The organism is Methanocella sp., from assembly GCF_035506375.1.
GTDB lineage: Archaea > Halobacteriota > Methanocellia > Methanocellales > Methanocellaceae > Methanocella.
Genome location: NZ_DATJPM010000052.1, coordinates 1 through 12,846, shown reverse-complemented (window position 1 = coordinate 12,846; position 12,846 = coordinate 1). Strand labels below are relative to the sequence as shown.

The 12,846-nt window shown below is 52.3% G+C and carries 11 protein-coding genes; 7 read left to right on the top strand and 4 right to left on the bottom strand.

The window, feature by feature from the left end:
• Positions 1–471: 471 nt before the first annotated feature.
• From VMC84_RS06900 to VMC84_RS06890, 3 genes are all read left to right on the top strand, one after another.
• Positions 472–1,485 carry an ABC transporter substrate-binding protein gene (locus VMC84_RS06900; protein WP_325379246.1) on the top strand — a complete coding sequence of 338 codons (1,014 nt, stop codon included), beginning with the start codon at positions 472–474 and terminating at the stop codon, positions 1,483–1,485.
• A gap of 116 nt (positions 1,486–1,601) precedes the next feature.
• Complete coding sequence (locus VMC84_RS06895) at positions 1,602–2,759, top strand: iron ABC transporter permease (protein ID WP_325379245.1); 1,158 nt, start codon at positions 1,602–1,604, stop codon at positions 2,757–2,759.
• A 9-nt stretch (positions 2,760–2,768) separates the two neighbouring features.
• A complete protein-coding gene (locus VMC84_RS06890) occupies positions 2,769–3,536 on the top strand; it encodes an ABC transporter ATP-binding protein (protein WP_325379244.1) in 768 nt (255 codons plus the stop codon).
• Positions 3,537–4,075: 539 nt separating this feature from the next.
• On the opposite strand, the gene VMC84_RS06885 is transcribed toward VMC84_RS06890, so the two are convergent.
• The 3 genes from VMC84_RS06885 to VMC84_RS06875 form a co-directional block, all read right to left on the bottom strand.
• Complete coding sequence (locus tag VMC84_RS06885) at positions 4,076–5,338, bottom strand: lipopolysaccharide biosynthesis protein (protein ID WP_325379243.1); 1,263 nt, start codon at positions 5,336–5,338, stop codon at positions 4,076–4,078.
• A gap of 133 nt (positions 5,339–5,471) precedes the next feature.
• Positions 5,472–7,037 (bottom strand): hypothetical protein, encoded by a 1,566-nt coding sequence (locus VMC84_RS06880; RefSeq protein ID WP_325379242.1) that lies wholly within the window; start codon positions 7,035–7,037, stop codon positions 5,472–5,474.
• A gap of 307 nt (positions 7,038–7,344) precedes the next feature.
• Positions 7,345–8,172 carry a hypothetical protein gene (locus VMC84_RS06875; protein ID WP_325379241.1) on the bottom strand — a complete coding sequence of 276 codons (828 nt, stop codon included), beginning with the start codon at positions 8,170–8,172 and terminating at the stop codon, positions 7,345–7,347.
• A 294-nt stretch (positions 8,173–8,466) separates the two neighbouring features.
• Between VMC84_RS06875 and pssD the strand changes: the two genes are divergently transcribed.
• From pssD to VMC84_RS06860, 3 genes are read left to right on the top strand one after another with little or no spacing between them, the layout of a single operon-like run.
• Positions 8,467–8,907: a PssD/Cps14F family polysaccharide biosynthesis glycosyltransferase gene (pssD, locus tag VMC84_RS06870; RefSeq protein ID WP_325379240.1), complete on the top strand. Its 441-nt coding sequence runs from the start codon at positions 8,467–8,469 to the stop codon at positions 8,905–8,907.
• On the top strand, positions 8,868–9,380 hold the full coding sequence (locus VMC84_RS06865) for a glycosyltransferase (protein ID WP_325379247.1): 513 nt from the start codon (positions 8,868–8,870) through the stop codon (positions 9,378–9,380). Before pssD ends, VMC84_RS06865 begins: the two co-directional genes overlap by 40 nt.
• A gap of 14 nt (positions 9,381–9,394) precedes the next feature.
• Positions 9,395–10,531 carry a glycosyltransferase family 1 protein gene (locus VMC84_RS06860; protein WP_325379239.1) on the top strand — a complete coding sequence of 379 codons (1,137 nt, stop codon included), beginning with the start codon at positions 9,395–9,397 and terminating at the stop codon, positions 10,529–10,531.
• A gap of 5 nt (positions 10,532–10,536) precedes the next feature.
• Here VMC84_RS06860 and VMC84_RS06855 read toward each other — a convergent pair whose 3' ends face one another.
• Positions 10,537–11,649, bottom strand: coding sequence for a glycosyltransferase family 2 protein (locus tag VMC84_RS06855; RefSeq protein ID WP_325379238.1), 1,113 nt, complete (start codon positions 11,647–11,649; stop codon positions 10,537–10,539).
• 322 nt (positions 11,650–11,971) lie between these two features.
• Between VMC84_RS06855 and VMC84_RS06850 the strand changes: the two genes are divergently transcribed.
• A complete protein-coding gene (locus VMC84_RS06850; protein ID WP_325379237.1) occupies positions 11,972–12,592 on the top strand; it encodes a PIG-L deacetylase family protein in 621 nt (206 codons plus the stop codon).
• Positions 12,593–12,846 lie beyond the last annotated feature (254 nt).

The window sequence follows — 12,846 nt, the reverse complement described above, 5'->3', positions numbered from 1 at the left end:
TCAAAAAGCGGCTCTGTGCCCTTTGTCTCTTAATTATAAAAAAGACTTTGTGGGCCTCCGTGCTCTTCGTGCCTTTGTGGTGAAAAATAGTGCCTTCGAACACTCTGAGACTTAAAAGGGCATATTCAACACAGCAAATTTTTTTAAAAAGTTAGTGCGGCCTGGTGTAACCCTGGTGCCACTTGTAAGCACACTATTTCCAACCACACCTAGTTTACACCAGGCTGCACCAACTTTTTATTATATCACCAAGTGGCACCAGGGTTACACCAGGCCGCACCAACTTTTATAATTGTCTAGTTTGTTCGTACATTTATTATAATAATTAATATTTGTCACATTTAGTATGAAAATTCGATAAATTATTAATACAAAGCCTTGCATACCATACTTTTCAACAATAAGCCATCATACGAGGAGGTATAAGGTATCTATAACAAACGTTTACTATGTTTCTTATTGTGTTCGATAATGATCATGGCGGCAGCGCTCTCGGGCTGCACGAGTCCCGCCCCGACGTCGACCGCTACGCCGACACCGAGCGCAGGCCCGATTATTATCACCGATTCTGCGGGCAATGTCATCAAGCTGCCCGCGGCAGCGAACCGCATCGTTGTCACCAACTCCGACGCCGCCGAAGTGCTCATCGCCCTGGGCGCGAAGGACAAGATAGTCGGCATCGTGAATACGGTAAACAACACGCCACTCATGGCGACCCTGCTGGGCAACGTGACCAGCGTCGGCGTCTGGGACAACCCGAGCATCGAGGATATCATCGCGCTCAAGCCCGACGTGGTCATCTCCTACGCGAGCTGGAAGCCCAAGAACCTGGCGCAGTTCCAGGCGGCCAACATTACCCTGGTACAGCTTGACTGCTATAAGATGGATAACCTGACGTCGGATATCCGGAAAATGGGCATCATCTGTGGCGAAGAGGACAATGCTACTGCCTATGCTGGCTTCATCGAGGACAATATGAAGACAGTATCAGACCGGATAGTTAACGTGTCCGACAGCCAGAAACCCCTCGTTTATTGGGAACAGAACACTACGACCATCACGACGGCCGGAAAGGGCTCGGGCGGCGACACGCTCATCCGCATGTCCGGCGGCAGGAACATTGCGGGTAACCAGACCCAGATGTACCCGCAGGTCAGCGCCGAGTGGATCCTCCAGAGTAACCCGGACGTCATCGTGAGGAACGTCGGCTACGTGAAGTCGCAGGACTACATGGCGGGCAAGATCGCCGATATCAGGAACAGGACGGGCATGGAGAACGTGAACGCCGTGAAGAATAATAAGGTCTACATCATGTCCACGGCCGTCGCTTATGGCCCCAAGGGATTCATGGGCATGCTGTACATGGGCAAGATTCTTTACCCGGACCGGTTTAGTGACGTGGACCCGCAAAAGGCGCTCGACACGTATTCGGAAAAGTTCGTCCCCGGCGCCAACGACTATGTCTACATCTATCCGCCACCATGAAGGGCATGATGACCATGCCCCTTTTTTATTATGGGGAAAACCATTTCTATCATTTTGAAGTATAGACAAGGAGTGCGAATCTGCCCTGCCGGGGCCAGATGAAAAGAGGTGTATGAATGGAGGGCCAGCCCACAGTAAAAGAGGCGTTCGTCAGCGAGATATACAGGGAAGGCCACGCGAAAAAGGTCGTCCTGCTCGTGGCATTATTAATACTGCTGATCGTGGCATCCATCTACTCCATCACGGCAGGGTCGGTCAGCATCAGCCTGAGCGACGTCTGGCTGTCCATCGGCCATGCGGTAATAGCTTTTATCGATGGTATTTTCGTCTTCATCGACCACTATATCCCGTTTAGCTTCCGGCTGGACCCGGGATCAATTACGCCTGGAAGCAGCATCGCCGAATCCATCGTCGTGAACATGCGCATGCCGAGGATCCTTTTAGCCATCCTGACCGGCGTCAGCCTGGCAGTCGCGGGCGCGGTCATGCAGGGCATCCTGAGGAACCCGCTCGTCAGCCCGTTCACGCTGGGCCTCGCCTCTGCCTCATCCTTCGGCGCTGCCCTGGCCATCGTCTTCGGCTCGGGCCTCTCGGCCATGCTCATGATCAACGATGACTACATCATCGTCATCAGCGCTTTCGCCTTCGGCCTCCTGAGCATGTTCCTGATCTACGGGATCTCGAGGATGCGGGGCACGAGCCAGGCGACCCTGATCCTGGCGGGCGTGGTCATCGGCTATATATTCCAGGCCGGCGTGCTCATATTCCAGTATCTGTCTAACAATGAGCGGCTCAAGGATATTGTATTGTGGCTCATGGGCGGGATGTGGAGCGCGAACTGGAACGCCATCCTCATCCTCGCGCCCATCACTCTCATCGGCGTCCTGCTGCTCTCGCTGAGCTCCTGGGACCTCAACGCCCTCTCTGCGGGCGACGACATAGCGAAGAGCCTCGGGATAAGGGTCGAGCGGCTACGATTGATATGCCTGTTCCTGACGACGCTGATCGCCTCGAGCTGTCTCGCCTTCACGGGCGTCATAGGCTTCATCGGCCTCATGGCCCCGCACATCTGCCGTATGCTCATCGGCAACGATTACCGGTATCTCATCCCGTGCTCCGCCTTGACGGGCGCCATCATCCTGATGGTCTCGGACACCTTCGCCCGGACTATCGTCAGCCCTATTGAACTTCCGGTCGGCATCATAATGTACATCATCGGAGGCATATTCTTCCTGTTCCTGATACTCCGGGGCAAGGATAGCCACATATATTAGTGTGATACTATGAGGGTCAAGCTCGACGGCATCTCGGTGAAATACGGCAAGTACAAAGCCATTGAAGACGTATCGTTCGAGGTCGGCCCCGGGGAGGTCGTAAGCATTATCGGCCCCAACGGCTCTGGCAAGAGCACGATCATCAAGTCCATAGCCCAGATCATCCAGCTTGCATCGGGGAAAATATATATCGACGGCCGGGACCTGTCGGCCATCGGCCTGCCCGAGATAGCAAAGATGATCGGCTATGTTCCCCAAAATTTCCATTACTTATTCTTCTCGAACGTCATGGAGACCGTGCTGCTGGGCCGCAAGCCACATATAAAATGGAACGTGTCGCAAAAAGACCTGGACATCGTCCAGAAGGCGCTGGAGAACATGGGCATCACGTCCATGGCGGGCAAGTTCATGGACGAGCTGAGCGGCGGCGAGAAGCAGAAGGTGTATATCGCCCGGACACTCGCCCAGGAACCGCAGCTTTACTTACTCGATGAGCCCACGAGTAATCTGGATTTGAAGCACCAGATCGAGGTGCTGGAGATCACTAAAAAGCTCACGAAGGATCAGGGCGCCTCGATGATCGTCGCCCTGCACGACCTGAACCTGGCCATGAAGTACTCGGATAAGGTCGCCATGATGCAGAAAGGCCGCCTGTTCGCCTTCGGGAAGCCCGAGGACGTGCTCACGGTGCAAAATATAAATCACGTATACGGCGTCGAGGCGGTCATCGTCGAGAGCGGATACGGGCGATACATCGTGCCTATCCGGGCAAAGTGATTTTGTTATATTTTTACTTTTTTAAGAGCCCACGGAACTACTTATCGTGCCTTCAGTGGTTCCGTGTTTGTTTAGTGGTCCTCTGCCCTGTTTTCCATTTTCGTACTGCCCGTCGGTTTTTCAACACGAAAACACGAATTCTTTTTATATCCCACGTAAGGGCACTAAAATCACTAAGGTCCATGCCTGGCGCTTAAAACACGAAACAACCTCCCGAATGGCACGAAAACACTAAAGGATTGAACCACGAGAACGGCATGAAATTTATGCTTTCTCTAGTGTTTCAAATAATTAGTGATGTTCGTGCCCTTCGGGAGGTTGTTTGGTGTTTTAACGTGAAAGCATCTACTTTAGTGCGGTTCGTGCCCCTTACGTGGGACTAGAAAAGAATTCGTGTTTTCGTGTTGAAAAACCGGACAAATCAGCGAACCACACAAACAAAGGATAAACGATAACACAACAAACACGAAACCACAGGTTTTTGTATTGTGAAACCGGAGGGCTGGACGCCGAATCGTAAATATAAAAAGGTATAAAAATCATGCAGGCCTTCGTATATAACCGGGCAGTTCCCACTTATCATGCCTCAGGACTAATCCCAGCACCAGTAAGCTGACCAGTAGAGACGAGGCCAGCCAGGCATATCCGATACCAATGATGCCGAACTGTGGCAGAAGGACGTATCCCAGGACGATTACCATCGCAGATATCGCGAAGATGACGAAGTTCTGCGTAACAACATCCTTATGTACTTTTTTGATCGCCACGTAGATCGCGGGCACGATCGTGAACACGCTCGCGATGGCCATCAGCTTTAAGAAATCCAGCGAATGGCTAACGTACGCGCTTCCGAACAGTGACAGGATGAGGTTCCCGAAAACGATCAGCACCAGGACCATCGGCACCAGTATCAACAGGGAAAACTTGAGCGCCTTAATGGTATTCGCCCGCATGGGGAAATCGTTCGATCCCTCGACGAATAAGGATGCGGCGATCGAGGACGGCACGGTAAACAGTATGGACGTGATATTGACGGCGATAAAGTAATAGGCGTTCTGCTCAGCGCCGAGGGAATTGATGATGAAGATCGGCATCAACGTCAGGGGCAGGGCTGCCATGTTATCGGCAACATAGTTGCCGAACGAGAATTTAACCGTCCCCTTGATCGCCGACAGGCGTACGTCCGGCGCGGGCCGGATACCATTCTTGAACAGGATGACGCTCCCGACGACGAGCGACAGTATATAGGCGATATTAAACGACAGGAGCACACCGATAAAACCTAAGGCCGCGATAAAGTAGAGCAGCACGATGCGCATCCCCAGGATGCTATTCTGGATCACCATCAGGTCGACACGCCTCATGGCGGTAATTGCCGAATTCTGGGAAATGTTAATGGAGGCGATGGCGATATACCCCAGGAAGATCAGCATTAGCCAGCCCCCCCGTAAAAAGCTCTGGGCCGGCGAGAAAATGTCCAGCCCGGCAAGGTAGGCGACGGCGATCAGCAGGGACAGGGCCAGCGTGATGATCGTGATTGTATTGAAAAGGACATTCTTATCCTTTGCCGAGGGAAGGAATCGCATCAGCCCGGCGTCCAGGCCAAGCCTGGACAGGCTTATGATCATCGATGCCACGGATATGACGAGCGTCGCGATGCCGATATCGCTGGCCGGCAAAAGCCTCGCCGCCAGTATCCAGAAGATCAGCCCGTAGAAGGACGAAATGGCGGCATTGAGGATGAACGCGAGCGAGTTGCGGTATAAGCGGTCGGTGTAGTACTTCTTGAGCTGCTGGAACATGATAACATAATTTATATTATTTTGCTTAATATATAATGCTTATTAATTATCCTGCAGGCGATCGAAGTACGACAGTAAGGAATGCAGGCTAAAAACAACAAATGTATTGATAAAAAAGAAAGAGTCCCGGCATTTACGCCGGGATATACTGGAAGCTGCTGAGGACTACTTCCGCCTCGTAGTAGCTCGCGTTGTTGGGCGGAGCCTGGCCCTGTTCCCAGTGCCATTCACCGATGTAGAAGAGCCACTGCATATTGCCGGAGACCGGCGGGATCATCGAGGAATTCGTGTACGAAAAGCTCATGTCCGGCTGCGAGGGCCCCTGGACGTCGAACTTGATCAGGTTCGGGTTCCAGGTGAGCGTATAGGTATTGTTCGCGCCGGTTATGTGCTTATACTCGACGTGATCGTCGGCCGAGTGGATCGTCCAGTCGGTATTCGACGGCAGGTCGGGGTTACCCCACTTGCAGTGCTCGATATCGATCTCTCCGTAAGCGTAGTTGGAGAGCGTGTTATCGTACGTGAACGGGGCGAACACGAAGTACGGGTTACCGCCATTCTGGCTGTCCTGGATATTCTGGATATCCGTGTCCACGGTCCACTTGAGCGTACCGTAGCCGATGTTCCCGGGCATGACCAGGTTGGGGCATTCCCACTTGCCGTTCTCGTAGATCGTCTTCATGTGGAGCTTACCCTGGGAGTCGACCCAGACGTTGTTAGTGGTGAACTTCGTGCCGTGGTAGTCGGTGACTTCCCAGTTATAGCCGGCCCAGTTAATGGATGTTACCTGAGAGCCGGGCGTCGGCGTAGGAGTCGGAGTCGGAGTCGCAGTGGGCCTGGGCGTCGGCGTAGGAGTCGCCGTCGGCCTGGGCGTTGCCGTTACCGTCGGCCTGGGCGTTGCCGTTACCGTAGGCTTCGGGGTCACAGTCAAAGTAGGCTTAGGCGTTGCCGTTACCGTAGGCTTAGGCGTTGCCGTTGGCGTCTTTGAGTATGGCGTATACGTGAAGCCGCTGAGGACGACTTCCTGCGAGTACGTGCTCGCGCCGTTCGGCGGGGCCGCGTTATTCAGCTCGTCGATGTACAGCAGGAGCTGCATATTGCCCGTGGCGTTCGGTATCTGCGCCGCGTTGGTAAAGTTCATCTCCTTATACGGCTGCGAGGGGCCCTGGGCCGTGAATTTCAGGTAAGTGGGCATCCACTGGAGCGTGTGGGTCACGCCCGCGCCCGTGATACCTTCATAGTCCGTCAGGCCCGCGCTGCGGATGGTCCAGTTCATGTTCGTCCGGTCATCCGTCGCTCCGAACTTGCTCATGTGGATATCGATCTCTCCGTAGTTCTGGCTGCTGAGCGTACTATCGAAGAGGAAGGGGCTGAATAACAGGCTGGGGTTCGCCTTCTCGAGGGCGCCCACGTCCGTATCGATGTTCCACTTGTACGTACCGTAACCGACGGTATTGTTGAGGATGAGGTTGTATCCTTCCCACTTTCCATTCTCGTAGATGAGCTTCATGTGGAGCTTGCCGGCGGTATCGACCCAGACGTTATCCGAGGTGAAAGACCCACCCTTATAGTCGGTGATCTGCCATGTATATCCGGCCCAATTGATGGACGTCACGGGGGTGGCCGATGCCTGGGCATTATTTGCCATACTGGTAGCCGTGGATAAGGCGGCAGTCATTGGCACTGCGTTCGCCAACACCAGGACTATCATGCATACTAGAGATGCTGAAATAGTTTTTATCTTAATAACCACACCACCTTTTTCCCTATCCTCAAATGCCATGTCACTGGATGACGGGGCAATTTATGTAGATATGGAATCTTTTATAAGGTATTTCTGGACTTTTTGTTAATAAGCAATCGTATATATACTTTTTACTATCTAATAAAAATATTTGGTAAAAATACGTAATAAAATAGCTACTTTTATACATATTATCTATAATTTTTCCAAAATTTACACTTACATGTTGAGCGGACTATAATGAGGTTTATTTAAAATGAATTTAGGCAGTATATGGAACTATTTTGAAGTTTCTGATCACGACTTCGGCCTCGTAGTATCCTATATTGTTCGGGGGCGGATGGCTCTTGACTTCCCCGACGTAGAAGAGCCACTGCATGTAGCCGGAAGCGGGAGGTATTTGCGAATGATCGTTAAAAACATATTCCATATATGGCTGCGAGGGCCCCTGGACGCTGAACTTGATGTGGTCGGGCATCCACTCGATCGTATCCGTATTATTCGCGCCCGTGATATGCTTATACTGGACGAGGTGGTTGGCCGGGTGGATGGTCCAGTCAGTATTCGAATCAAGGTCTGGGTTACCCCACTTGCAATGTTCGATATCGATCTCCCCGTAGTTGTAGTCGGGCAGCGAGTCGTCGTACGAGAACCCGGAGAAGATGAAATTGGGATTCCCTCCATCCTGGACGTCCTGGATATCCTCCAGGTCCGTGTCCACCGTCCAGGAGTAAGTTCCGTAGCCGATGGGGTCCTTGAGGATGACGTTGAACTCGTTCCATTTACCGTCCTTATAGATGAGCTTCATGTGGAGCCTGCCCTCGGAGTCCACCCAGACGTTATTCGTCGTGAAGACACCCCCCCGATAGTCGTCGACGATCCAGGAATATCCGGACCATTCGAGCGTCTTTACGACGGGAATAGGCGTCGGCGTCGGGGACGAGACAGGGGTAGGGTAGATCGTCGGTATTGATGTGTCGATTGGGGTGGCCGTGACATTGGACGAATGGTGCCCATAAAAGCCCGGGAAAGCTAAGGCGAGGATCACGCCGATCAAGAGAACAAAGGCCAGAATGGGTTGTTTATCCATGTCGATCTCCATTTATCATAAGGATGGTAACTCTGTATATGTTATTATTTTAATATTATATTAAAGTTCTCCAATCGTATTCAATTTAAAGCCCTGTCCTCCGGACGCTTATGAAAGATCTTACCCGAACGCCTTGCATATCGATGATGTAGCCTGGCTAGTATTCTCGTATGGCTAGAAAAGAATAGCGATTGGCCGGCAGAAGCCCGGTGGTTAAATATTTATTCATTGTAAGCTATAACAATAAACGTATAATATATAAAATTATAATAATATGGCATAGACCGAGGCAATATGAAGATCTGTCTTACCAGCTCCCATGGCGGACACCTGACCGAGATCCTGCGGCTCATGGACGCTTTCCAGGGCCACGAAGTCTTCTTTCTGACTTATAAAGGCTTCCGCACCAGGGAGCTTGTCAACGCATATACGATCGATAACCTGGGTAAAAGCCCCCTAAAATATATAATTAATACGCCCGGCATCTTAAGGATCCTCCTCAAGGAGAGGCCCGACCTGATCGTCTCCACGGGATCGGAGATCGCCATACCGGTCTTTTATATCGCCCGGCTCCTGGGCATCCGCACGATGTTCATCGAGAGCCTGTGCCGGGTAAAAGAGCCTTCGGGCAGTGGTAAGATCGTCTACCCGGTGTGCGATCTTTTCCTGGTACAATGGAAGCCTTTACTTGAAAAATATGGCAAGAAGGCAAAATACTGGGGGAATGTGCTCTGATATTCGTTACTGTCGGTAATCATGACCAGGGCTTTGACCGGCTCGTAAAGGCAATGGACGACATCGCCCACACAATAAACGAAGAAGTCGTCATCCAAAAAGGGTCGACGAAATATGTCCCAAAAAACGCAAAATACTTTGATTTTGCCAGCATGCCCGACATGAAAAAGCTGAATGGGGAAGCAAGGATTGTCGTGAGCCACGCCGGTGTAGGCGCCATACTGACGGCGCTCGAGGAGGGCGTGCCAATAGTAATTTTTCCACGTCTAAAAAAATATAACGAAGTGATCGACGACCACCAGCTCGAGATCGCGGAGGCCATGGAGAACGACGCGAACGTGAAAGTCGCCCGCGAGGTCAGCGACCTGGAAAGATACCTGGGACAGGGCCTGAAGGCAACGGGCAGGCTGAGCCGGCAGAATGAGCTATCGGCCAATATCAGGCATTACCTCGAAGGCCATGCCACAATCTAACCACGGGAGGGACCATGAGAACTGGCATAATCACGGATGCATTTGCCGATTCAATCGGCATACAGAAGTATACGGACGAGCTGACCCGTGGGCTCGTATCGGACGACCGGATTGAAAGCTTATGCGTAGTGCATTCCCGGCCCAATGGCGTGGCAGGCGAAGGGAAGGTCAAGGACGTTCAGATCAGAATGCCGGATATCCCGTTCCAGATCGAGCTCCGCCAGCTGCTCGTATTACCGAGAGTGCTCGCGCGACTGGATCTCGAACTGCTACACGATACGTACCATTTCGGCCCTTATGCCTTCGGGAATAGCGGATACAAAAAAGTCCTCACGGTCCACGACATTAACCCGTTCGTGCTGGCAAAGCAGGAGCCGGAATACCGGAAGCACCTCTATTCATACTATATTACCTGGCTGAAGTACCGGCAGATCTTTAGCCGGATCATACGGAATGCGGACGGCATTATAGCGGTATCGGAGTATACGAAGCAGGACCTGATAAAATATTTCGGCATCGACCCGGATAAAGTCTCCGTGGTCCACCAGGGCGTGGATAATTCCCGGTTCAGGCTCGTCGACCGGGAGGTGGTCGCCAGGGAAAAACAAAAATTTTTTAAGGACGACCCCCTCCTGATCGTCGGCTTCGACTCGCCGAGGGCCATCGATAACGTCGAGTCCCTGATACACGCTTTCCGGCACCTGCGGCCGCGGTCCAGGAACGTAAAGCTGCTCCTGATCGGTAAGCCCAATGCCAGCCACGTGGAGCTGGTGAGAAGCATGGGACTGGAGAACGATGTGGTCTTTACCGGGTATGTCCCCGATGAAGAGCTGCCGGTGCTCCTGAACACGGCCGACGTGTTCGCCCACCTGTCCCTCTACGAAGGATTCGGCCTTCCGCCCCTGGAGGCGATGGCCTGCGGAGCGCCCGTCGCTGTATCGAACGCGACCTCGCTGCCGGAAGTCGTCGGGGACGCCGGCATTGTCATCGATAAGAACGAGCCCGGGCACATCGCGGGCGTGCTGGGGGACCTGCTCTCAGATGAAAGACACCGGGACGATCTAAGGACCTGCGGCCTGCGCCGGTCGAAAGAGTTCTCCTGGGACAACACCGTGCGATCAACGATAAAAGTCTACGAGAGCCTGATATGACAGGCTCACACGAGCTTTTTTATTAGCGTAAAATAGAGCCGGTAGAAATTGTTCAACGTCAGATCGGCAAAGCGGCATAAGGGCCGGCTATCGATGAGCTGCTCGAACGGTATTCTCCATTCGAGGAGGCCGATGAACTCGCGGTCCGATATTTTTCGACCCTGCTGGACGCGGCGCCTTTTTTCCATGACATCGCCCAGGTGTGTCAGCATCCACCAGTAGGCCCGCAACTTTTCCCGGACATAGGGCAGGCCGTGGAGCACGGCATATCCCCACGTGACGGCCTCCGTCATAAGCAGCGCGGGGAACATGAGCAGCAGAGTCCTTGCGCCGTAATTCTTCAGGAGCAGCATATGCCGGTTGCGCTCCAGGTAGAACTCCTTCGCGGGCGTCAGGGACATCCTGTACTTGTGGTAAACGATCGAGGTCGGGACGTATTGGATCCTGTAGCCCCGGAGCCGGGCACGCAGGGAGAGGTCTGTATCTTCCAGGTACAGGAAAAAGTCCGGGTCGAAGCCGGCCAGATCCTCGAAGGCTTCCCTTCGTATGGCGAAGGAGCAGCCCGACATGGCCCCGACCACCTCCGGCGTATCGTACGAGGACGCTTCGCTCTTAAGGCCCCGGCAGAAGCCCAGGCCGCTGAAGTGTATGTGGTTGGCGCATGTGTTGATCTTATCGGCGCCGTACATCAGGATCTTGGAGGTCGTGATGGCTATACGCGGGTCTTTTTCCAGGGGTTTGACGAGCTCGTCGAGCCAGGCGTCGTCCACGACGACGTCCGGGTTGACGATCACGATGTACTTGCCCCTGGCATACTGGAAGCCCCGGTTGTTGCCGGCCGGGTAGCCGAGGTTCGCCCCGTTATCGATGAGCCTGACGTCCTTGTAATTATTCTTTATGAGCTCGCAGGTATCGTTCGAGGAACTGTTGTCCGGAACGATCACCTCGTAGCCCCGGCGGGTCTGGCGCATGATGGTCGGCAGGCACTCGCAGAGGTCCCGGAAGCTGTTGTAGGCGAGAATGATGACCGAAGCGAGCTTAAGGCCCGGGATGTCGGCCTCGGGCGTATATAAAAAGTTCAGGTCCTGGCGCTTTTCGCCGATTAGCGTTTCGGTCATTGGAGCACCGCTTAATATAATTTTGTTAACATCTATTTTTTTATATATTTTATTTACTATTTAACAATTAAAACGCATTCGCTTATACTTTATGCGCTGTAAAAGCGGATCGCGAGCCAACTTAAAAATATCAGAAACCGACGTATGCAGCAAATTTTTAACTAATTATAGCATTCCCTTAGCGATTAAGCGTTAAAGCCGTGATAAATTTCAATTTATAATATTATTTCAATTCTTTTTATCATACTATTATATCGCTGTAGATAGAGATATAATCGATTACTGATATAATATTTAGCATATTATAATAATAAGGCTGGATGTGTCAAAAGTGCAACTAGCGGGACCTCTACTTGTCGTGTCTGCTCATCCGGATGATATGGAACTGATGGCGGGAGGGCTTGTCGCGCGCGCGATCTCCCAGGGTTTGGACGCCTATTCGCTGGTCATCAGCGACGGCTGCGAGAACGGCACCGCCGTCATCCGGAAGAATGAGCTGATGCAGGCGGCGAAGGTGCTGGGGCTCAAGGGAGTCCGGCTCTGCGGCATGAAAGATGGCCGAATACCCCATAATATAGATATGGTCAGGATGGTCGAGGACTACATCGACGAAGTGAGCCCCGCAATGGTCATTACCCACACGGACCACGACACGCACCAGGACCATAAGAACGTCTGCAACATCACGCTGTCCGCCGCCCGGGTCAAGTCATCCATCGTGCTGCTGGGCGAAACTCCCTCGTCGTACATGAGCGAGAACCTGGTATACTGCGATATATCAGACACGCTGGACATCAAATGTAAGGCTCTGGCAAAGTATAAGTCCCAGATCAAGGACGGGCCCATCAACATCAAAGAGGTTAAAACGCTCGCCGCATACCGGGGCAGCCGGGTCCGGATCAAGTACGCCGAGGCGTTCGTGAACTGGCGGATGCTTTTATAAAAAGTGACTCTAAAAGTTAATAAGAGTACTCTAATGCTGCCTGAAATGGCTCAAACATATTTTTAAACATTATTGCTGTGTTGAATTACTCCCGTATTTTAAGCTTTTTAAGAGCACGGAGGGCACTATTTTTCACCACAAAGGCACGAAGAGCACGGAGGCCCACAAAGTTTTCTTTTTAGATTAAGTTACAAAGTACACAAAGCCGGTTCATTGACATCAGGGCACGAAGGATACAAGGGCACAGTGGAATG

Excerpts from the sequence above, each read along its gene's own strand:
- VMC84_RS06900 (WP_325379246.1), top strand. The coding sequence starts at position 472 with ATGATCATGGCGGCAGCGCTCTCGGGCTGCACGAGTCCCGCCCCGACG.
- VMC84_RS06895 (WP_325379245.1), top strand. The coding sequence starts at position 1,602 with ATGGAGGGCCAGCCCACAGTAAAAGAGGCGTTCGTCAGCGAGATATAC.
- VMC84_RS06890 (WP_325379244.1), top strand. The coding sequence starts at position 2,769 with ATGAGGGTCAAGCTCGACGGCATCTCGGTGAAATACGGCAAGTACAAA.
- VMC84_RS06885 (WP_325379243.1), bottom strand. The coding sequence starts at position 5,338 with ATGTTCCAGCAGCTCAAGAAGTACTACACCGACCGCTTATACCGCAAC.
- VMC84_RS06875 (WP_325379241.1), bottom strand. The coding sequence starts at position 8,172 with ATGGATAAACAACCCATTCTGGCCTTTGTTCTCTTGATCGGCGTGATC.
- pssD (WP_325379240.1), top strand. The coding sequence starts at position 8,467 with ATGAAGATCTGTCTTACCAGCTCCCATGGCGGACACCTGACCGAGATC.
- VMC84_RS06860 (WP_325379239.1), top strand. The coding sequence starts at position 9,395 with ATGAGAACTGGCATAATCACGGATGCATTTGCCGATTCAATCGGCATA.
- VMC84_RS06855 (WP_325379238.1), bottom strand. The coding sequence starts at position 11,649 with ATGACCGAAACGCTAATCGGCGAAAAGCGCCAGGACCTGAACTTTTTA.